Origin of the sequence: Flavobacterium sp. 316 (assembly GCF_000967805.1) — a bacterium.
In the GTDB taxonomy this organism is placed as follows: Bacteria; Bacteroidota; Bacteroidia; order Flavobacteriales; family Flavobacteriaceae; genus Flavobacterium; species Flavobacterium sediminilitoris.
This window is the reverse complement of sequence record NZ_JYGZ01000002.1, coordinates 430,024-450,078: the sequence shown is the minus strand read 5'-3', so window position 1 is coordinate 450,078 and position 20,055 is coordinate 430,024. Positions and strand designations below refer to the sequence as shown.

Annotated in this window: 21 protein-coding genes; 9 read left to right on the top strand and 12 right to left on the bottom strand. The window is 29.1% G+C overall.

Features of this window, described 5'->3' with window-relative positions; translation table 11 throughout:
- Positions 1-20: 20 nt before the first annotated feature.
- Positions 21-1,655, bottom strand: a complete 1,635-nt coding sequence (locus SY27_RS05640; protein WP_045968018.1) for an ABC-F family ATP-binding cassette domain-containing protein — start codon at positions 1,653-1,655, stop codon at positions 21-23.
- Between the two features lie 228 nt (positions 1,656-1,883).
- Here SY27_RS05640 and SY27_RS05635 point away from each other — a divergent pair, with 228 nt between their 5' ends.
- Complete coding sequence (locus tag SY27_RS05635; protein ID WP_045968310.1) at positions 1,884-2,498, top strand: YceI family protein; 615 nt, start codon at positions 1,884-1,886, stop codon at positions 2,496-2,498.
- 43 nt (positions 2,499-2,541) lie between these two features.
- Here SY27_RS05635 and SY27_RS05630 read toward each other — a convergent pair whose 3' ends face one another.
- Positions 2,542-2,823, bottom strand: a complete 282-nt coding sequence (locus tag SY27_RS05630) for a hypothetical protein (protein WP_045968016.1) — start codon at positions 2,821-2,823, stop codon at positions 2,542-2,544.
- A 199-nt stretch (positions 2,824-3,022) separates the two neighbouring features.
- Between SY27_RS05630 and SY27_RS05625 the strand changes: the two genes are divergently transcribed.
- Positions 3,023-3,694 (top strand): alpha/beta hydrolase, encoded by a 672-nt coding sequence (locus SY27_RS05625; protein ID WP_045968013.1) that lies wholly within the window; start codon positions 3,023-3,025, stop codon positions 3,692-3,694.
- A 3-nt stretch (positions 3,695-3,697) separates the two neighbouring features.
- Positions 3,698-4,594, top strand: a complete 897-nt coding sequence (locus SY27_RS05620; RefSeq protein WP_235270910.1) for a lytic transglycosylase domain-containing protein — start codon at positions 3,698-3,700, stop codon at positions 4,592-4,594.
- A 261-nt stretch (positions 4,595-4,855) separates the two neighbouring features.
- Here SY27_RS05620 and SY27_RS05615 read toward each other — a convergent pair whose 3' ends face one another.
- A complete protein-coding gene (locus SY27_RS05615; protein WP_045968306.1) occupies positions 4,856-5,371 on the bottom strand; it encodes a membrane protein in 516 nt (171 codons plus the stop codon).
- A gap of 166 nt (positions 5,372-5,537) precedes the next feature.
- Here SY27_RS05615 and rpmH point away from each other — a divergent pair, with 166 nt between their 5' ends.
- The 3 genes from rpmH to SY27_RS05600 all read left to right on the top strand — a co-directional run bounded on the left by rpmH (position 5,538) and on the right by SY27_RS05600 (position 9,961).
- A complete protein-coding gene (rpmH, locus tag SY27_RS05610; RefSeq protein ID WP_008464848.1) occupies positions 5,538-5,699 on the top strand; it encodes a 50S ribosomal protein L34 in 162 nt (53 codons plus the stop codon).
- A 106-nt stretch (positions 5,700-5,805) separates the two neighbouring features.
- Positions 5,806-8,661, top strand: coding sequence for a carbamoyl-phosphate synthase large subunit (gene carB / locus SY27_RS05605; RefSeq protein ID WP_045968009.1), 2,856 nt, complete (start codon positions 5,806-5,808; stop codon positions 8,659-8,661).
- A 178-nt stretch (positions 8,662-8,839) separates the two neighbouring features.
- The gene (locus SY27_RS05600; protein WP_045968007.1) at positions 8,840-9,961 is read left to right on the top strand and encodes a CNNM domain-containing protein; all 1,122 of its coding nucleotides are present in this window, start codon (positions 8,840-8,842) and stop codon (positions 9,959-9,961) included.
- Between the two features lie 84 nt (positions 9,962-10,045).
- Here SY27_RS05600 and SY27_RS05595 read toward each other — a convergent pair whose 3' ends face one another.
- From SY27_RS05595 to SY27_RS05580, 4 genes are all read right to left on the bottom strand, one after another.
- Positions 10,046-10,894: an alpha/beta hydrolase gene (locus SY27_RS05595; RefSeq protein WP_045968005.1), complete on the bottom strand. Its 849-nt coding sequence runs from the start codon at positions 10,892-10,894 to the stop codon at positions 10,046-10,048.
- A gap of 43 nt (positions 10,895-10,937) precedes the next feature.
- Complete coding sequence (locus SY27_RS19185) at positions 10,938-11,528, bottom strand: TetR/AcrR family transcriptional regulator (RefSeq protein ID WP_045968004.1); 591 nt, start codon at positions 11,526-11,528, stop codon at positions 10,938-10,940.
- Between the two features lie 116 nt (positions 11,529-11,644).
- Positions 11,645-12,685, bottom strand: a complete 1,041-nt coding sequence (locus SY27_RS05585) for a PLP-dependent cysteine synthase family protein (protein ID WP_045968002.1) — start codon at positions 12,683-12,685, stop codon at positions 11,645-11,647.
- A gap of 79 nt (positions 12,686-12,764) precedes the next feature.
- Positions 12,765-14,897, bottom strand: coding sequence for an oligopeptidase B (locus SY27_RS05580; protein WP_045968000.1), 2,133 nt, complete (start codon positions 14,895-14,897; stop codon positions 12,765-12,767).
- Positions 14,898-14,963: 66 nt separating this feature from the next.
- Between SY27_RS05580 and SY27_RS05575 the strand changes: the two genes are divergently transcribed.
- Positions 14,964-15,287: a YbaB/EbfC family nucleoid-associated protein gene (locus SY27_RS05575; protein ID WP_045967998.1), complete on the top strand. Its 324-nt coding sequence runs from the start codon at positions 14,964-14,966 to the stop codon at positions 15,285-15,287.
- Between the two features lie 38 nt (positions 15,288-15,325).
- Here the strand turns inward: SY27_RS05575 and SY27_RS05570 are convergent, their stop codons facing one another.
- From SY27_RS05570 to SY27_RS05560, 3 genes are read right to left on the bottom strand one after another with little or no spacing between them, the layout of a single operon-like run.
- A complete protein-coding gene (locus tag SY27_RS05570; RefSeq protein WP_045967996.1) occupies positions 15,326-16,042 on the bottom strand; it encodes a ThiF family adenylyltransferase in 717 nt (238 codons plus the stop codon).
- A 29-nt stretch (positions 16,043-16,071) separates the two neighbouring features.
- Positions 16,072-16,725, bottom strand: a complete 654-nt coding sequence (locus tag SY27_RS05565) for a TatD family hydrolase (RefSeq protein WP_045967994.1) — start codon at positions 16,723-16,725, stop codon at positions 16,072-16,074.
- A complete protein-coding gene (locus tag SY27_RS05560; protein WP_045967992.1) occupies positions 16,725-17,318 on the bottom strand; it encodes a DUF1684 domain-containing protein in 594 nt (197 codons plus the stop codon). Before SY27_RS05560 ends, SY27_RS05565 begins: the two co-directional genes overlap by 1 nt.
- An 83-nt stretch (positions 17,319-17,401) precedes the next feature.
- Here SY27_RS05560 and SY27_RS05555 point away from each other — a divergent pair, with 83 nt between their 5' ends.
- Positions 17,402-18,628, top strand: a complete 1,227-nt coding sequence (locus SY27_RS05555; RefSeq protein WP_045967990.1) for an MFS transporter — start codon at positions 17,402-17,404, stop codon at positions 18,626-18,628.
- Positions 18,629-18,657: 29 nt separating this feature from the next.
- On the opposite strand, the gene SY27_RS18485 is transcribed toward SY27_RS05555, so the two are convergent.
- A complete protein-coding gene (locus tag SY27_RS18485; RefSeq protein ID WP_082084308.1) occupies positions 18,658-18,780 on the bottom strand; it encodes a T9SS type A sorting domain-containing protein in 123 nt (40 codons plus the stop codon).
- Positions 18,781-18,783: 3 nt separating this feature from the next.
- Positions 18,784-19,503, bottom strand: coding sequence for a hypothetical protein (locus SY27_RS05550; RefSeq protein ID WP_045967988.1), 720 nt, complete (start codon positions 19,501-19,503; stop codon positions 18,784-18,786).
- A gap of 192 nt (positions 19,504-19,695) precedes the next feature.
- Here SY27_RS05550 and SY27_RS05545 point away from each other — a divergent pair, with 192 nt between their 5' ends.
- A complete protein-coding gene (locus SY27_RS05545) occupies positions 19,696-20,055 on the top strand; it encodes a BlaI/MecI/CopY family transcriptional regulator (RefSeq protein ID WP_045967987.1) in 360 nt (119 codons plus the stop codon).

Here is a 20,055-nt window from a genome sequence, read left to right as displayed (position 1 = left end):
TTAAGAGCACAAAATAGAAATTATTTCTCAATTTCTTTTAATGAATCCATTTTTTTAATTTCTAAGAAACCTTTTAAATCTTCAAAATGTTCTTTAACACGTTTGTTTCCAAATTCGAAAACTTTTGTAGCTAATCCATCTAAGAAATCTCTATCGTGAGAAACTAAGATTAAAGTTCCATCAAAATCACGTAAAGCATCTTTTATAATATCTTTCGTTTTCATATCTAAATGATTCGAAGGTTCATCTAAAATCAACAAATTCACAGGCTCTAATAACAGTTTAATCATTGCCAAACGCGTTTTTTCTCCTCCAGAAAGCACTTTTACTTTCTTTTGAATATCATCACCTTGAAACATAAAAGCACCTAAAATATTTTTAATTTGAGTACGAATGTCTCCAACTGCAATTCTATCAATCGTTTCAAAAATAGTAGCATCACCATCTAGTAATGAAGCTTGATTTTGAGCAAAATAACCTATTTGAGCATTATGCCCTATTTCTACACTACCTCCATTAATTTCAATCTCTTTCATAATGGCTTTTATCATGGTCGATTTTCCTTCTCCATTTTTACCTACAAAAGCAACTTTTTCTCCTCTTTCTATAACAATGTTAGCGTCTTTAAAAATCACTTTATCACCGTAACTTTTATCTAAATCTTTTACCACAACTGGATATTGACCTGAACGAACAGAAGGTGGGAATTTTAATTTCAAAGCAGAGGTATCAACTTCATCAACTTCTATTGGTACAAGCTTTTCTAACATTCTCACACGCGATTGAACAGCGTCTGTTTTAGAAAAAGTACCACGAAAACGATCAATAAATGCTTGATTATCTGCAATGAATTTTTGCTGTTCATCATAAGCTTTCTGTTGGTGTACTCTTCTATCTTTTCTTAATTCTAAATAGTGAGAATATTTTGCTTTATAATCGTAAATTCTTCCCATTGTAACTTCAATCGTTCTATTTGTGATGTTATCCACAAAAGCTCTATCGTGAGAAATTACCATTACTGCTTTAGCCTGATTAATTAAAAAATCTTCTAACCATTGAATACTATCCATATCCAAGTGATTTGTTGGCTCATCTAATAAAATTAAATCTGGTTTTTTTAATAAAATCTTTGCAAGTTCTATTCGCATTCTCCAACCTCCAGAAAATTCAGTTGTAGATCTATTAAAATCTTTTCTTTCAAAACCTAATCCTTTTAAAACTTTCTCTACTTCGGCTTCATAATTAACTTCTTCAATAGCATAAAATTTCTCAGAAAGCTCAGAAACCCTTTCAATCAATTTCATGTAAGCATCACTTTCATAATCCGTACGAATTGTTAATTGCTCATTAATCTCATCAATTTCATCCTTCATTTTGAAAACTTCAGCAAATGCCTTTGATGTTTCCTCAAAAACAGTAGCATTATCTGCTGTTAATAAATGTTGTGGCAAATAAGCAATTACAGCTTCTTTTGGTGCCGAAATTACACCACGAGTAGGCTTGTTTTCACCTGCTACAATTTTTAATAATGTAGATTTTCCTGCTCCGTTTTTACCCATAAGAGCAATCTTATCGGTTTCATTAATTGCAAAAGTTACATCACTAAAAAGTGTTGTTCCACCAAATTCTACGGCAATATCATTTACTGTAATCATCTTTAAAAAGTTAAGAATTAGAAGTTAAATGTCTGAAAACATTAATAACAGCTAAAATTTTGAAGGTGCAAAGATAACGTAATAATTCAATTTGAAAATGCGCCAATTATAAAAATGTAGATACATTTACGATAGTCTAAATATTAAAATATTTACGAATCTTTAACAAGTGTATTTTGTTATAGCAGCACTTTCTTAGTATCTTTGGGAGAAATTAAATTAAACAGTATGAAAAAAATAGCATTAATTGCATTTACAGTAGCATTATTAGTTACAAGTTGTAAAAAAGAAGAAAAAAAAGAAACACCCGTTGAAGAAACTAAAACAGAAATAACAGGACTAAAAATCGTATCTGATTCTACAAAAGTGAATTGGACCGCATATAAAACTACAGACAAAGTTCCTGTTGGAGGAAGTTTTAAAGAAATAGCATTAAAAAATACTCAAAACGGAGAAACACCAGAAGCTATTTTAGAAGGAGCTTCATTTTCAATACCTGTTAGTAGTGTTTTTACAAATGATCCTATTAGAGATGGAAAATTAAAAGAATTTTTCTTTAGTGCTTTAAAAAATACTGAAGCTATTGGAGGAACTTTTAATTTTAGAGATGGAAAATGTTTTTTAACCCTTACTTTAAATGATGTTACTAAGCAAATGGAAGTTTCTCATGAATTTACAAATAATAAATTTTCAGTAAATTCAATTATTAATCTAGAAGATTTTGGAGCTCAAGACGCTATTGCGGCACTTAATAAAGTTTGCTTTGATTTACACAAAGGAGCTGATGGTATTAGTAAGACTTGGAGTGAAGTTGAAATAAAAGGATCTGTATTATTTGAATAATAAATAGAGTACAAAAAAACGTCTCTTTGTAGAGACGTTTTTTTCATATTTTTATTCCTGGAGGAAGCATCTCTTGATACTTTCTGTTTTTCCTGAAAAATTTAATTAATTTTAAATGAGTAGGAACCACTTTTAATTTTCTATCTTCTGCAATTGCTAGTACATTTTTAATAAAATCATTATGTAGTTCTTCATCTTCATTTTCATTTTCACAAAATTTGGTTAAAAAAATCTTTCGTTCTTGTAAGGAATATTCAATTGAAACAAGTCCAGAATCAGTAGTTATTTCAAATTGACGCAGTAATTCATTATCTTTAATCTCCATATTGGCTAATACTTAAATTTTAAATTAAAAGAAATGTGAAATTCTCAAAACACAATTAAAACCAAAGTTAACAATTAGAATGCAGAAATCAAAGTTTTTTAACTTTTAGTTAATTTATTCATATAAAAAATATAAGTAAAACAAAAAATAAAAGAATTGTGTTATTTTTATCCTAAAATCCTTTTAAAGCGTTAAAACAATGTCAAAAATCCCCGTTTACTTAATGCCTGGATTAGCTGCTAGTCCTACCATTTTTGAAAACATAAAATTACCAGAAGATCAATTTGAACTTTATTATTTAGAATGGTTTATCCCAAAAACTAAAGAAACACTTAGCGAATATGCTTTGCGAATGACAAAAGAAATCAAACATGACAATCCTGTTCTAATAGGTGTGTCATTTGGTGGTATTTTAGTTCAAGAAATGAGTCTACTTATTCCAACAAAAAAAACAATAATCATCTCCAGTGTAAAATCAAACAAAGAAATGCCTACTAGAATGAAAATTGCAAAAAAAACATTGGCATATAAATTGATCCCTACAAGTTTATTAGCAAATGTTGAAACACTAGTGAAATATGCGTTTGGCGAGAACATTATATCGAGTAGATTGAAATTATATGAAAAATACTTAAATGTAAGAGATAAAAAATATTTGGATTGGGCAATAGAAAGTGTAATTTTATGGTCTAGAGTTACTCCTGACAAAAATATAATTCATATTCATGGTGATGCAGATGAAGTTTTTCCTATACAAAATATAAAAAACACCATACAAGTAAAAGGAGGAACTCACATTATGATAATCAACAAATACAAATGGATAAATGAAAATTTACCCAAAATTATTTTAGAAAACGAAAAAAATTAAATTATGAAGAACGGTATTATGAAAAGAATTTTATTAATATGTTTTGTAATGATTATAAGCGCTTTATATATTCATGCTACAAAATCAAATATTAAACAGAAAGCTCATGTTGATTACCCAACTCAAATGACATTTTCAGGAGAAGAAGTACCAACATATATAGCAGATGTAAATGAACGACTAGATAGAGAAATGGTAACCAATATGAATTACCATACCAACACAACTCTTGTTATCAAAAGAGCCAATAAAGTATTCCCTGTTATTGAGCCTATTTTAGCTAAAAATGGTATTCCTGATGATTTCAAATATTTAGCAGTAATTGAAAGCAGTCTTGTGAATGCTGTCTCTCCTGCTGGAGCAAGAGGAATTTGGCAATTTATGCCTACAACTGCAAAAGAAAAAGGAATGGAAGTTAACGATTTTATAGATGAGCGCTATAACCTTGAAAAATCAACGGAAGCTGCTTGTACCTATTTAAAGGAAGCTTATGCAAAATTTGGAAATTGGACATTAGCAGCAGCAGCATATAATGGAGGAATGGCAGGAGTATCTCGCCAATTAGAATCCCAAAAAGTTGCAAGTTATTATGATGTTTTACTAACAGAGGAAACAGCACGCTATGTTTATAGAATTTTAGCATTAAAAGAGATAATGAAAAATCCACAGAAATATGGGTTTGAAATACCTGAACATACGTTATACAACGAAATACCTGTTAAAATAGTAGAAGTTGATTCTACAATAAATGATTTAGTTGACTTTGCAATCTCTCAAGGAATAAATTACAAAATCTTAAAAATTCATAATCCTTGGTTAAGAGATAAAAAACTTCCCAATAAATCTGGAAAAAAATATCAAATTGAAATTCCAACTTCAGGATATTCTAAACCTAAATAAAGTTTATACTACTTAATAAAAAATTAAGTAAAAGTAAAAGCCCCAATTTTTTCTAAGTAAATTGGGGCTTTTTTAAGTCTTTGCTATTAAGAATTTGCCTATTTAACTGCAAAGACTGTTTCAATAATATAATCTCTTAAACCGTAGTAAAATTAATTCACTAAAAGCGAATAAAAAAAAATACTCGACAAGAAGTAATCTTACTCGTTAAAATTAAGAAATGATACAGAAAAACTATATTTTTTTAACATTTTTAAGAAACTAAATCTTCTTCATTTGATCTTTCATCATCTTTATTTGTTCCTTAAGCATGCCATGTTTATCTAATTTTTTAGCTTCAGTGAGCAGATTATTAGCTTCCATTTTTCTTCTTTTTGTCATAGCGATTCCTGCCAACTGTAATTTAGCTAATGCTAAATCTTGATCCATAGACAATCCTAATTCTATTGCTTTTTTAAAGAATTTCTCCGCTTGCGTTAAATTAGTTTGAGAAAGCATTATCCCATTTAAGTAATTATAATATCCTTGTTGTTTTCTTACAAGAGCAGTTTCAGGATTAACAATTTTATCTAACCATTTCTTAGCTCCATCCATATCTTGTTTTCTCAATTTTAAAAAAGCTAATAAAATAAATTCATTTTTAAAATATAAAAAAACAAAAACAGTAGATAACAACAATAAGAAAATACCATTTCCTATATTACTCTCATAAAATTGGTATATTGCAAAAGCAATTATTAAGACGACTAAAACTAATTTGATATTTTTATTGAACATAACTATTTTTTTTGGTGTTGCAAAGGTAATAAAATCAATTAAAAATATTTTTAAAAAAGTACTTGCTATTGAAAAAAGACTTTGTATATTTGCACTCGGTTTTCTAAGGATGAAAACCACGAGTTAAAAAATTGATTTTATTTATATATTTTAAAAAATACAAGCAATGAGTAAGAGAACATTTCAACCATCAAAGAGAAAAAGAAGAAACAAGCACGGTTTCATGGATAGAATGGCTTCTGCAAACGGAAGAAAAGTGCTTGCTCGCAGAAGAGCTAAAGGAAGACATAAATTGACTGTTTCTAGCGAACCTAGACACAAAAAATAATGCTATTTTTTAAGCAACAATATCAGGTGTTACTATTTTTTTAGTAACACCTTTTTTTTAGAATTTAAATTCTACAACTACTTACAACATAATACAACTACTTACAATGCCTAAAGACAACTCCATCAAATCGGTTTTAATTATTGGTTCAGGTCCAATTGTTATTGGCCAAGCCTGTGAATTTGACTATGCAGGTTCTCAATCTGCACGTTCTCTTAGAGAAGAAGGAATTGAAGTTATCTTAATTAACTCTAATCCTGCAACAATCATGACAGATCCTTCTATGGCTGATCATGTATACCTAAAACCTCTTACCACTAAATCTCTTATTGAAATTTTAAAAGCACATCCACAAATTGATGCTGTTCTTCCTACTATGGGCGGACAAACCGCATTAAACCTTTGCTTGGAAGCTGATGAAAAAGGGATTTGGAATGATTTTAATGTAAAAATGATAGGTGTTGATGTAAACGCCATCAATATCACTGAGGACAGAGAGCAATTTAAACAACTTTTAGAAAAATTAGGCGTTGGAGCAGCACCCGCAAAAACAGCTAATTCTTTCTTAAAAGGAAAAGAAATCGCTCAAGAATTTGGTTTCCCATTAGTAATTCGCCCTTCATTTACCCTTGGAGGAACTGGAGCTGCTTTTGTTCATACCAAAGAAGAGTTTGATGAAAAATTAACGTACGGATTAGAAATGTCTCCAATTCATGAAGTTCTTATTGACAAAGCACTTTTGGGTTGGAAAGAATATGAACTAGAATTACTTCGTGATAAAAATGATAATGTTGTTATTATCTGTACTATTGAAAATATGGATCCAATGGGAATCCATACAGGAGACAGTATTACCGTAGCACCAGCAATGACGTTATCAGATACTACATTCCAAAAAATGCGTGATATGGCAATTCTAATGATGCGCTCTATTGGAAATTTTGCTGGAGGTTGTAACGTTCAATTTGCAGTTTCTCCAGACGACAAAGAAGATATTGTCGCTATTGAAATTAACCCACGTGTATCTCGTTCTTCTGCATTAGCATCAAAAGCAACAGGTTATCCAATTGCTAAAATTGCTACAAAATTAGCTCTTGGTTATACTTTAGATGAATTACAAAATCAAATTACAAAATCTACTTCTGCTTTGTTTGAGCCTACATTAGATTATGTAATCGTAAAAATACCTCGTTGGAATTTTGATAAGTTTGAAGGCTCAGATAGAACTTTAGGCCTTCAAATGAAATCTGTAGGTGAAGTAATGGGAATTGGACGTTCATTCCAAGAAGCATTACACAAAGCTACACAATCATTAGAAATTAAAAGAAATGGTTTAGGAGCTGATGGAAAAGGATATAAAAATTACGAACAAATTATTGAAAAACTAACTTTCGCAAGTTGGGATAGAGTTTTTGTTATTTACGATGCTATTGCAATGGGAATTCCATTAAGTAGAATTCATGAAATTACAAAAATCGATATGTGGTTCTTAAAACAATATGAGGAATTATACACTTTAGAGAAAGAAATTTCTAACTATAAAGTAGACACACTTCCTAGAGAATTATTGCTTGAAGCAAAACAGAAAGGTTATGGTGACAGACAAATTGCTCACATGATGGGTTGTTTAGAAAGTCAAATATATAAATTAAGAGCAGATCAAAAAATAAATAGAGTTTACAAACTAGTTGACACTTGTGCTGCCGAATTTAAAGCGCAAACCCCTTACTACTACTCTACTTTTGAAGCTGAAATTGAAAGAGCAGATGGTACTCGATATGTTCATAATGAAAGTATTGTAACCGATAAAAAGAAAATAATTGTATTAGGTTCTGGCCCAAACAGAATTGGTCAAGGAATTGAATTCGATTATTCTTGTGTACACGGTGTTTTAGCTGCCAAAGAATGTGGTTATGAAACTATTATGATTAACTGTAATCCTGAAACGGTTTCTACTGATTTTGATACAGCAGATAAATTATACTTTGAACCTGTTTTTTGGGAACATATTTATGATATTATCCAACACGAAAAACCAGAAGGTGTTATCGTGCAATTAGGAGGACAAACCGCTTTAAAATTAGCAGAAAAACTATCAAAACATGGAGTAAAAATCATTGGAACTTCATTCGATGCTTTAGATTTAGCAGAAGACAGAGGACGTTTTTCTGATTTACTAACCGAATTAAATATTCCTTTCCCTAAGTTTGGAATTGCAGAAAGTGCAGAAGAAGCTTCTATTTTAGCTGACACTTTAGATTTTCCATTATTAGTTCGCCCTTCTTATGTATTAGGAGGACAAGGAATGAAAATTGTAATCAATAAGCAAGAACTTGAAGAACATGTAATTGATTTACTAAAATCAATTCCTGGGAATAAATTACTACTAGATCATTATTTAGATGGTGCAATTGAAGCTGAAGCCGATGCTATTTGTGATGCAGATGGAAATGTTTACATAATAGGGATTATGGAACATATAGAACCTTGCGGTGTTCATTCGGGTGATAGTAATGCTACTTTACCTCCATTTAATCTTGGTGAATTTGTAATGCAACAAATAAAAGAGCATACTTATAAAATTGCCAAAGCATTAAAAACAGTTGGACTAATTAACATTCAGTTTGCAATTAAAGATGACACTGTATTTATTATTGAAGCAAATCCAAGAGCTTCTCGTACTGTTCCTTTTATTGCAAAAGCATATGGTGAACCTTATGTAAACTATGCCACCAAAGTAATGCTAGGTCATAGTAAAGTAACTGATTTTACTTTTAATCCGCAATTAAAAGGGTACGCAATCAAACAACCAGTATTCTCTTTTAGTAAGTTTAAAAATGTAAACAAAGCTTTAGGTCCTGAGATGAAATCAACAGGTGAAAGTATTTTATTCATCGACGATTTAAAAGACGATCAATTCTACGAATTATATTCTCGAAGAAAAATGTATTTAAGTAAATAAATTTTAAAAATCCCAATCAAATGATTGGGATTTTTTTATTTTACACAAGATTCTTCTTTTTATAATTAACAAAGAAAACTTATTATTTTTTTAACATATATTTAGAAAATATAGATCACTCTTATAATTAAAGACATTTAGTATTTTTGTAAATTAGCTATCTAATAAAAAAACATCAATGAGTCTCTTATTATTCTACGCGTTTATTTCTATTTTCTTTTCATTTTTATGTTCTGTTCTTGAAGCAGTACTTTTAAGTGTCACACCAACCTTTATTAATGTTAAAAAAAATGAAGGAAAATCTTTTGCTAGTGAGTTAGAAACTTTAAAAAAAGATGTTGATCGTCCTTTAATTGCTATACTTACATTAAACACTATAGCACATACCGTTGGTGCTATATTAGTAGGTGTACAAGCAAAAGTTGCTTATGCTGAAAGTTTTGGTAATTCAAGCGCTAATTTTTTAGGATTAACACTAACTGAAGATATGATGGTTGGAATTGTATCAACAATCATGACTATTTTAATCTTAGTAGCATCTGAAATTATTCCTAAAACTATAGGAGCTACTTATTGGAAACAACTAGCACATTTCTCTACAAAGGCACTTAGAGTTTTAATTTTTCCATTAAAATATACTGGTTTATTATGGCTCCTACAACTTACTACAAAGCTTATTGGAGGCAAAGGTCATCATGGTAGCATTTTAAGTCGTGAAGATTTTCATGCTATGGCAGATATGGCTCAAGAAGAAGGTGTTTTTCAAGAATCTGAAAGTAAAGTAATTAAAAACTTACTAACATTTAAAGATGTTCGTGCTAAAGATATTATGACACCTAGAACTATTATGAAAATAGAAGATGAAAATACAACCATTGAAGCATTTTTCTTAGAAAATTCTAATCTTCGTTATTCTAGGATTCCTGTTTATAACAAATCTTCTGACAATATCACAGGGCTCGTTTTGAAAGATGATATATTTAAAGAAATGGCTTTTGGTAATGGCTCTAAGACATTGGCAGATATTAGACGAGATATTATGGTTGTAGGACGTAATTTAGCAATTCCTTACATTTTTGAACGATTGATAGAAAGTAAAAATCACGTAGCCTTAGTTGTAGATGAATATGGTTCCGTTAGTGGTTTAGTTACTCAAGAAGATGTTATTGAAACCCTTTTAGGGTTAGAAATAATGGACGAGAGTGATAGTGTTGCTGATTTACAACAATTAGCTAGGAAAAGTTGGGAAAATCGCGCTAAACATATGGGAATTATTGACGATAATAAAATCGAAGATTAACTCAAAAACTTCATTTCATCATCTCTTAAAAATATATTTTTTTTAAGAGATGACTATTATACTAACATTTACTACAAATAAATTTTAATAATAAACTTGAACTTCTTCCTTTATAAAATTAATAATTTCATAATCTAGCTCTTTAGATTTTAAATTATGCCCTAATCCTTCTGTTAACAATAATCTGCTATTTTTAATAACTTCAGACAAGGTTTCAGTATATTTTGAATCAGTATCCTTATCATCTTTATCATGTATTAATAAAATTGGAATTTTAATATCTTTTGAAAATTCTTTTGCAGAAAAATAAGAAGGATAATATCCTAATTCATGTTTAAATTGCTCAATAATCAATTTCATTGATTTAGCATTTAATGATAATAAATTTTTATAAAAAACAAAAAAATCACTTGCTTCTCCTGGTGCTCCCATTATAACTGCTTTTTTAATATCAATTTCTTTATTATCATGTAAAGCGTATTGAAGAGCAAAACCTCCTACTGAATGTGCAATTGCATAATCAACTGTTATTATTTCTTTCAAAAAAGCATCCAAACAATTTTTATAAATTAAAAGATTTAATATTTTCCCTTCAGATAGTCCATGTGCTGGAGCATCAAAAGCATAAATAGTGAAATCGTCTTCTTTCATTTTTTCAATTATCTTTTTCCATCTAAAAGTATTACTTGCCCAACCATGTATTAATAGAACTTTTTTTGATCCATTTCCCCATTTATAAGCCTGCACATTTTTTCTTTCAAACTGAAACTGAAACATTTCTGCTGTTTCAAGAAACTTCAAATGATGAGGCAATACTTTTCTACTAAATGGATTACAAAATAATTCATATCCTTTTTCTTTTAATAATGATGGTTTTACGTATGCCAATATATTAAAATACACCCCTGTTAATTTTATTATTATTTTTTTCATATTTTTATTTTGATACCAATCGGTATTTTTTTATTTAAAAAAATTATATTTTATATATCTCTAAATGTCTTTTTAAATGTTTTGTAACTAATTTTATATCCATGTTATTATTATTTAATTTACTCATCATAATAGCTCCTTCCAAACTTGCAATAATAACTACAACTGTTTCTTCAATATTTATTTCAGGTTTTAATTGATTATGTTTTACTCCATTAATTAAAATTTTCTCAATTGCTCTTTTGATTGTGTCTAAAAAATATTTTGCCTTTAATCTTAAAACAGAATCTGTCTCATCAACTTCAATAGCTGTATTTAATAAAGGACAACCTCCTTTTATTATAGGATTATTAGTATAGGAACAATAAAAATCAAGAATAGCATATAACTTCTCAAAAACATTTGTTCTGTTTTTTATTTTCTCATTCAGAGTTAACATCACCAGTTTTGACATATAATCTAAAGATTCTATTTCTAAAGCTTCTTTGTTTTCAAAATGTCTATAAATTGCGCCTTTTGTATAACCACAGGCTTCTGTTATTTCACTTAAGGACGTACTTTTATATCCTTGTGTATTAAACAAGATACTAGACTCTTTAATTATTCTATCTTTTGTAAAATCTGATTTTTTCACTTGACAAAGATACCGATTGGTATCAATAAAACAAAATAAAAATATTTTTTTTCGCTTTTATTAAATAAAAAACTCCGAGTATGACTCGGAGTTTTTAGTTATTTATAATTATATTTTTACTTTATAATTTCAACTTTTTGCGTTTCTTCACTGTTAACGCTATCAAAAAAGCCTTGTTCACTCATCCAATCATCACTAAATACTTTACTCATATATCGAGAACCATGATCTGGAAAAATAACTACCACTACACTATCTTTTGCAAATTCTCCTTCTTCTCCAAATTGTTTTATTGCTTGCAAAGCTGCTCCAGATGTATATCCTACAAACAATCCTTCTTTTCTTGCTATTTCTCTTGCTGTATGAGCACTATCTTCATCTGATACTTTCATAAATTTATCAATCATATCAAAATCTGTAGCTGTAGGAATTAAATTTTTCCCTAAACCTTCAATTCTATATGGATAAATCTCTTTGTCATCAAATTCTTTGGTTTCGTGATATTTCTTTAAAACCGATCCAAAAGCATCAACTCCTAATATTTTAATATTTGGGTTTTTCTCTTTTAAAAATCTTGCTGTTCCTGAAATTGTTCCTCCAGTTCCACTACAAGCAACCAAGTGAGTAATTCTTCCTTTAGTTTGCTCCCAAATTTCTGGCCCTGTTGTTTTATAATGTGCATCAATATTTAAATCATTGAAATATTGATTTATATATATTGATCCTTTTGTTTCTTCATGCAAACGCTTTGCTACATTGTAATAAGATCGCTCATCATCAGCAGAAACATGAGCAGGACAAACATATACTTTTGCACCCATTGTGCGTAACATATCTATTTTATCCTTTGATGATTTTGAACTAACAGCTAAAATACAGTCATATCCTTTGATAATACTCACCATAGCTAGACTAAAGCCAGTATTTCCAGATGTTGTTTCAATAATTGTATCTCCAGGCTTCAGAATACCTCTACGTTCAGCCTCATTAATAATGTATAATGCGATTCTATCTTTCGTAGAATGTCCCGGATTAAAAGCTTCTACTTTAGCATAAAAATTACCTTCTATATTTTCAGTTACTCTATTTAATTTAATTAGAGGTGTATTACCAATTAATTCTAAAATATTGTTGTAGGCATTTATTTCTTCTTTCATAAAAACTAAATTAGTTGGGGAATATCATATCACTTTTTTTGAAGCCCCAAAACCCTGCAAATTTAACAAAAAAATTTAACTACTCCTTAATTTTCTCTAAATCTAATAAAAAACTAAATTCTTTAGCCACATCTTTAAGAGCTTCAAAGCGTCCTGAAGCACCGCCATGACCAGCATCCATATTAGTATTTAAAAATAATAAATTATTATTTGTTTTCACTGCTCTTAACTTTGCAACCCATTTTGCTGGTTCCCAATACTGAACTTGAGAATCATGTAGCCCTGTAGAGACGTACATATTTGGATAATCTTGAGCTTTTACATTGTCGTAAGGTGAATAAGACAACATATAATCATAGTATTCTTTTTCATTTGGATTTCCCCATTCGTCATATTCCCCTGTTGTTAATGGAATTGAATCGTCTAACATGGTTGTTACAACATCTACAAATGGTACCTGAGCTACAACTCCGTTATATAATTCTGGTGCCATATTTATTATTGCTCCCATTAACAATCCTCCTGCTGATCCTCCTTCTGCATATAAATGTTTTGATGATGTGTATTTTTCATCAATAACATATTTTGAACAGTCTATAAAATCTGTAAATGTATTTTTCTTTTTCAATAGTTTCCCATCTTCATACCATTGTCTTCCTAAATCTTCTCCTCCTCTAATATGTGCTATTCCAAAGATAAAACCTCTATCTAACAAACTTAATCTTGTAGTTGAAAAATAAGGATCCATTGATGCTCCATAAGATCCATAAGCGTATAATAAAAATGGATTTGATCCGTCTTTCTTGATTCCTTTTTTATAAACCATAGAAATTGGCACTTTTGTTCCGTCTGTAGCTGTTGCCCAAATTCTTTCTTCTACATAATTATTTTTATCAAATTTTCCTCCTAAAACCTCTTGTTCTTTTAATATTGTTTTATCTTTTGTTTCCATATTAAAATCTATAACTGATGATGGTGTTGTTAAAGATTGATATGCATAACGTAGAATATCTGTATCAAAATCAGGGTTTGTTGTAGTGTATGCTGTATATGTTTCGCTTTCAAAAGGTAAATAGTAAGCTCCTTCTCCACTCCAAGGACGTATTTGAATTTTATTTAATCCGTTTGAACGTTCTTCAACTACTAAATATTTTTTAAAAATATCAACTCCTTCTAATAAAACATCATTTCTATGAGGAATAACTTCTGACCAATTTTCCATGGTAGTTTTTTGCTCATTTGTTTTCATCAGTTTAAAGTTAGTTGCTCCATCTTTATTTGTAACTATATAAAAACTGTCTCCATAGTGTGAAATACTATATTCTAATCCTCTTGTTCTTTTTTGAAAAACTCTAAATTTTCCATTTGGATTATTAGCTTCTAATATTTGATATTCAGAAGTTAATGTACTACTAGAGCCTATAACTATATATTTTTTAGATTTTTCTTTATAAACAAATGTTGCAAAAGTATCGTCTTTTTCATGGTACACTTGTTCATCTTTATCAACGCTTGTATTTATAATATGCTTGTAAATCATGTCTGAGCGTAGTGTTTTTGAATCTTTTTTTGTGTAAAAGATGGTTTTATTATCACTTGCCCATGTACTTCCTCCTGTTGTGTTTTCAATTTTATCTGAAAGAATTTCTCCTGTTTCTAAATTCTTAATTTGTATTGTATATTGTCTTCTAGAAACTAAATCTACTCCAAATGTTGCCCATTTATTATCTTCACTTACACTTAATCCGCTTAAATTAAAATAAGAATGTCCTTTTGCCATTTCGTTACAATCAAACATAATTTCTTCTTTTGCATCTAGGCTTCCTTTTTTACGTGCATAGATTGGATAATCATTTCCTTTTTCAAATCGTGTTATATAATAATAACCGTTATAAAAATAAGGTACAGATGTATCATCTTCCTTAATTCTAGCTTTCATTTCTTTGAATAAATCATCTTGTAATTTCTTAGTATGAGCTGTCATTTTCTCATAATATTCATTTTCTTTATTCAAATAATCAATTACTTCTTTATCTTCTCTATCATTTAACCAAAAATAATTATCTGTACGAACATCACCGTGTTTTTCTAAAGTATGCGGAACAATTTTAGCTATAGGTGGCTGAATATCTGTTTTCATTTCTTCCTTTTTTTCTTTACATGAAGCAACAAAAATAAATGAAATTGAAGCCAAGTATGAAATTTTTTTCATGAAGTTATACATTAAAAGTTAACAGCTAATTTAGTATTTTTGTAGAAATAAAAAAATTAAAATATCATGTTTGGAGATATTATGGGAATGATGGGCAAAATAAAAGAAACCCAAGAAAAAATCGAAGTCACAAAAAAACGCTTAGATACTGTTTTAGTTGACGAACAAAGTAGTGATGGACTACTTAAAGTTACTTTAACAGCTAATAGAGAAATAAAATCTATAACTTTAAGTGATGATTTACTTCAAGACAAAGAAATGCTAGAAGATTATTTAGTGACTGTTTTAAACAATGCTATTAATAAGGCAACTAATGTAAACGAAACAGAATTAGCTGCAATAGCTAAAGACGGTATGCCAAATATTCCTGGAATGGATTTTTTTAAATAAAAAAGAGGATTTAAAAAGTCCTCTTTTTTATTATTATACTATTTCTTTAACAAATACTTTATTACTGTTTCTGCCGCATGAAGTCCGAATAATGCTGGCATCCAACTATTTGTTCCGTAAAACGATTTTTTAAAGTTCGTTCCATCTGTTAATTTAACACTAGAAGCATCTGGTCTTTCAATAGAGTAAACTGCTTTTACACCTTTATTTATACCTTCCGCTTTTAAACGTTTACGCATATTTTTTGCTAACGGGCAATATTCGGTTTTACTAATATCTCTAACAGTAACTTTACTAGCTTCATATTTTCCACCAGCACCCATATTACTTATTACTCTTACTTTTTTACGTTTAGCAGCAACAATAAGGTTTAATTTCGGTGTAACACTATCAATACAATCTAATACATAATCAAATTCAGGTGTTACTAGCTCAAATGCTCTTTCTGGAGAAAGAAATTCTTCTATTCTAGTAAGTTTTAATTCTGGGTTAATGTCTAGCAATCGATCTCCTACAATTTTTACTTTTGGCTCTCCAACTGTTGAATGCAAAGCTGGTAATTGCCTGTTAATATTTGTAATATCTACTGTATCACCATCCACAATTGTCATTTTTCCTACTCCTGCTCTTGCTAAAAATTCGGCAGCAAAACTACCTACTCCACCTAATCCAACAACTAAAACATTTGCATTGGTTAATTTATTTATTCCTTCTTCTTTAAATAATAATACTGCTCTTTCTTGCCACTTTGCCATGTTCTCTTTAATATTTAAATTTTAAATGTTTATAGTTGACGACCAAAAACATTCACATAATTATTTTCTATATTACTTTTCAATTCATTCAAATTCATTTCCTTTATTAATCTCGCTTTTTCATAAACTTCAACAATTGTTTCTTCTATTGTATCTGTTTCTAAGAAGAACTTATCATCAGGAACACTTTTAAAAACATTAATTAATTCAGGGTTTCTTAATAAATATTTACCAAACGACAAATAAAATCCGTTATCCAAAAGAGACTTTGCTACTTGTTCATTTTTTGAGAAACCGTGGATAATCATTGGGTTTTGAATATTCATTTCTTTTTTAAGCCTGATTATTTCTTGATAAGCCGCAACACAATGTAGAATAATTGGCTTATTTGTTTTTTTTACTAATTCTATTTGCTTCTTAAAGACCTCTATTTGCATTTCTAAAGAGATTTCTATTCTTTTATCTAATCCACATTCTCCAAGAGCTAAACATTCTGATAATTGTAATTTTTCTTCAATACATTTCAAATCTAACTCAAGCCTTTCTTTTTTAATATACCAAGGATGGATTCCAATAGAATAATGTAAAATATCTGCTTTAAATTCCCAAGGGTACTGATTTACAACTTCTAAAATAGAACTATCATTTAAGGAAGAATGTGTATGTAAATTAACATATTTCATTAATCATGATATTTTTTAACACCAGCTTCAATAGCTATGTCTAAATCATTTTCCAATGGCACTATAGGACACGAATATTTATAATTATAGGCACAATAAGGATTGTAAGCCTTATTAAAATTAATAATAACTTTATCTGAAGTTGGAATTCTCATATCAATATAACGTCCTCCAATGTAGCTTTCTTTCCCACACGTTAAATCTGAAAAAGGCAAAAACAAATAATCTTTAAAACCTGGTTTTCTAGACAACTCTATATTCTGATACACATTTAACATATAATCATTTCCATCTATTTTAAAATGTAATTCACCATATTTTTTATACATAGGTGTTCTATCTGTAGAGGTTTTCATTTTAAAAGGTTTTTCTTTTTTTACTTTTACAAAAACTGCCTCTACAATTAATTTTTCATTTACAGGATAAAAATCTAATGTTTTAAAATATAATCTATCTTCGTCTGTTAAGGGACTTTTTAATGAATCTGCAAATTCCTGATTCATTTGCTCCTGAAACTCATAAGCCTCTTTTACTTCTGCCTTTTGAGCTATAGTGAAATTAAAAATCAACAGAATAATGAGATACTTATACATAATTTATTTTTTGCAAAAATATATATTTTATCTAATATTATTTTCATTATTTGATTTTGTACCTTTGATTTTTAAGCAAAACCATGTTAAAAAGAAGCCTTCAAAAATACATTAACAACTTTAGAGGATTTTCAAGAGAAATTTGGATTCTAACTTTAGTCACTTTCATCAATAGAGCAGGAACAATGGTTTTACCATTTCTATCTAAATATTTAAATGAAGATTTAGGTCTTAGTTTAAATCAAGTAGGTTGGATTATGGTAAGTTTTGGTTGTGGGTCTATGTTAGGATCATGGTTAGGCGGTAAATTATCAGATAAAATCGGTTTTTACAAAGTAATGATATTCAGTCTTCTAACAAGCGGTCTCATGTTTTTTGGATTACGTCATATTACTACCTATGAAGGCTTATTAGTTGCCATTTTTTTGATTATGACAGTTGCTGATATGTTTAGACCTGCAATGTTTGTTTCTCTAGCCGCTTATGCCAAACCAGAAAACAGAACAAGAGCTTTATCTTTAGTTAGATCTGCAATTAACTTAGGTTTTATGGGTGGACCAGCAATTGGTGGATTAATAATTCTTAATATAGGTTACAAAGGTTTGTTTTGGGTTGATGGCACTACTTGTATTATTGCAATTCTAATTTTTTGGCTAAAAGTCAAAGAAAAAAAGAAATCAGAATATTTAAAAGAGAATCAAAATAATGATATAATAGTTCCTTCTGTTTTCAAAGACACTCCTTTTATTATATCATTATTTATTTGTTTAATAACAGGTATATTATTTTTTCAGCTTTTTACAACATTACCTATATATTATACGAAGCAATTTAATTATAATGAATTTGAAGCAGGCTTACTCCTCTCTTTTAATGGCTTAATGATTTTTATATTCGAAATACCTTTAATTAATTATTTACAGCGAAAAAAGATAAATGAAGTTAAGCTAATTACTATTGGAACATTAATTATGTCTATTTGTTTTTTCCTTCTATTAATAAATTTTTGGTCAGGTATTTTAATTATTATGATTTTCTTTATGACTTTTGGAGAAATGTTAGCCTTTCCATTTTCTAATTCTTTTGCAATGAGTCGAGCACCTAAAGGACACGAAGGACGCTATATGGCTGTTTTTTCAATGAGCTATAGTTTAGCCCATATTCTCTCAGCCAAAACCGGTTTTGCAATTATCGATGCTTATAAAAGTTATCAATATAACTGGTTTTTTATGGGAAGTTTAGGTTTAATTGGAGCTATTCTTGGCTATTTAACTCTAAAACTAATAAAAAGGGAAAGTAATAAAGTATAAAATTATTTTCCCTTTTTATTAATAACTATTTATTCTTTAATTATTTTAAAACTTTCATGAACATTATCAGAATTAATTGAAACAATGTAAGTTCCTTTAGATAAATTAGAAACATCAACAATCTCTATTGATGAACTAATTTTTGTTTTCATTACTTATTTACCTAATAAGTTATGTATACTAACATTTAACATATTTTCATCTTTATAAGAAATCACAAATGAATCTTTTACTGGATTAGGATATAATTTAAAATTAGAAAAATTAACACTTGGACTACTTAAAGTATTCACATTCATCCCATAAAGAAAGTTAGATGGTGTTGCTTGCGATACTCCTACTAAGATGGTTTCTCCTAGAATTACATCTGTTGAAATAAAAAGACCTCCAACTAGTGAGCTTGTTGCTCCAGCAGGACTTGAATCATTAGCACAAAATCTTGCAGTTGCATTTGATGTTGTTGTTATTGAAATTGTAGATGTAAGTGTTTTTGTTATTGGATCTACAACATAAATAGATGTACTTGCTGTTCCACAATAAACATTTATCCCATCCGTAGTCATAGATCTTGTACCTGACAGACCAGCTACTTGAAATGTTTCAATAAAAGCTCCTGTATTACTTAAAACATGAATATTATTTGATTGCCAAGCTGAAACCCAAAATTGATCATTAATAAACACAACTCCTGCATTCCCAGCCGCTCCAATAGATGCTCCAATATCATACAAAAATTCTGTTGTTAAAGTCGAAAAAATAACATTGTTCGAATGGGAACCACACTGATTTTCAACATTTGGAGCTATGCCTTCCATTTGACTATAACCAAATAAGGAAAATAACATTACACTCAATAAAAAGGAGTTTTCTCTCATAATAATTAAATTTTAACATATATAAAACTAATACAACACACGTTTTAACATTCTAAATCATTATTCGATAAACAACTACATTAACCGCCATAAGACAATTAATTCAAAAACTTAAAAAATAGTTAAATAACTATATAAATAGTTGTATAACTAAAAAAATAGTTATACGTTTGATATATCAAAATATTTTTTATGCAAAAACTGACAAATAAAGAAGAAGAAATCATGCAAATTTTATGGAAGTTAAAGAGAGCTTTCGTGAAAGATATTCTTGAGGAAATTATTGAAGACAAACCTCATTACAATACTTTATCTACTATAGTAAGAAACCTTGAGGAAAAAGGTTATGTCAGTTATACTGCTTATGGCAAAACACATCAATATTTTCCAATAATTTCTATAGAAGATTATAGAGCGAAATTCATGAATACTGCTATTGAAAATTATTTTAATAGTTCGTACAAAAATTTAGTTTCTTTTTTTGCTGAAGAAGAAAAAATTTCGGCAGATGAACTTAGAGAAATATTAGATATTATTGAAAAAAGGAAGTAA

Coding starts and splice junctions, on each gene's coding strand:
- SY27_RS05640 (WP_045968018.1), bottom strand. CDS start 1,655: ATGATTACAGTAAATGATATTGCCGTAGAATTTGGTGGAACAACACTT.
- SY27_RS05635 (WP_045968310.1), top strand. CDS start 1,884: ATGAAAAAAATAGCATTAATTGCATTTACAGTAGCATTATTAGTTACA.
- SY27_RS05630 (WP_045968016.1), bottom strand. CDS start 2,823: ATGGAGATTAAAGATAATGAATTACTGCGTCAATTTGAAATAACTACT.
- SY27_RS05625 (WP_045968013.1), top strand. CDS start 3,023: ATGTCAAAAATCCCCGTTTACTTAATGCCTGGATTAGCTGCTAGTCCT.
- SY27_RS05620 (WP_235270910.1), top strand. CDS start 3,698: ATGAAGAACGGTATTATGAAAAGAATTTTATTAATATGTTTTGTAATG.
- SY27_RS05615 (WP_045968306.1), bottom strand. CDS start 5,371: ATGTTCAATAAAAATATCAAATTAGTTTTAGTCGTCTTAATAATTGCT.
- rpmH (WP_008464848.1), top strand. CDS start 5,538: ATGAGTAAGAGAACATTTCAACCATCAAAGAGAAAAAGAAGAAACAAG.
- carB (WP_045968009.1), top strand. CDS start 5,806: ATGCCTAAAGACAACTCCATCAAATCGGTTTTAATTATTGGTTCAGGT.
- SY27_RS05600 (WP_045968007.1), top strand. CDS start 8,840: ATGAGTCTCTTATTATTCTACGCGTTTATTTCTATTTTCTTTTCATTT.
- SY27_RS05595 (WP_045968005.1), bottom strand. CDS start 10,894: ATGAAAAAAATAATAATAAAATTAACAGGGGTGTATTTTAATATATTG.
- SY27_RS05585 (WP_045968002.1), bottom strand. CDS start 12,685: ATGAAAGAAGAAATAAATGCCTACAACAATATTTTAGAATTAATTGGT.
- SY27_RS05580 (WP_045968000.1), bottom strand. CDS start 14,897: ATGAAAAAAATTTCATACTTGGCTTCAATTTCATTTATTTTTGTTGCT.
- SY27_RS05575 (WP_045967998.1), top strand. CDS start 14,964: ATGTTTGGAGATATTATGGGAATGATGGGCAAAATAAAAGAAACCCAA.
- SY27_RS05570 (WP_045967996.1), bottom strand. CDS start 16,042: ATGGCAAAGTGGCAAGAAAGAGCAGTATTATTATTTAAAGAAGAAGGA.
- SY27_RS05565 (WP_045967994.1), bottom strand. CDS start 16,725: ATGAAATATGTTAATTTACATACACATTCTTCCTTAAATGATAGTTCT.
- SY27_RS05560 (WP_045967992.1), bottom strand. CDS start 17,318: ATGTATAAGTATCTCATTATTCTGTTGATTTTTAATTTCACTATAGCT.
- SY27_RS05555 (WP_045967990.1), top strand. CDS start 17,402: ATGTTAAAAAGAAGCCTTCAAAAATACATTAACAACTTTAGAGGATTT.
- SY27_RS18485 (WP_082084308.1), bottom strand. CDS start 18,780: ATGAAAACAAAAATTAGTTCATCAATAGAGATTGTTGATGTTTCTAAT.
- SY27_RS05550 (WP_045967988.1), bottom strand. CDS start 19,503: ATGAGAGAAAACTCCTTTTTATTGAGTGTAATGTTATTTTCCTTATTT.
- SY27_RS05545 (WP_045967987.1), top strand. CDS start 19,696: ATGCAAAAACTGACAAATAAAGAAGAAGAAATCATGCAAATTTTATGG.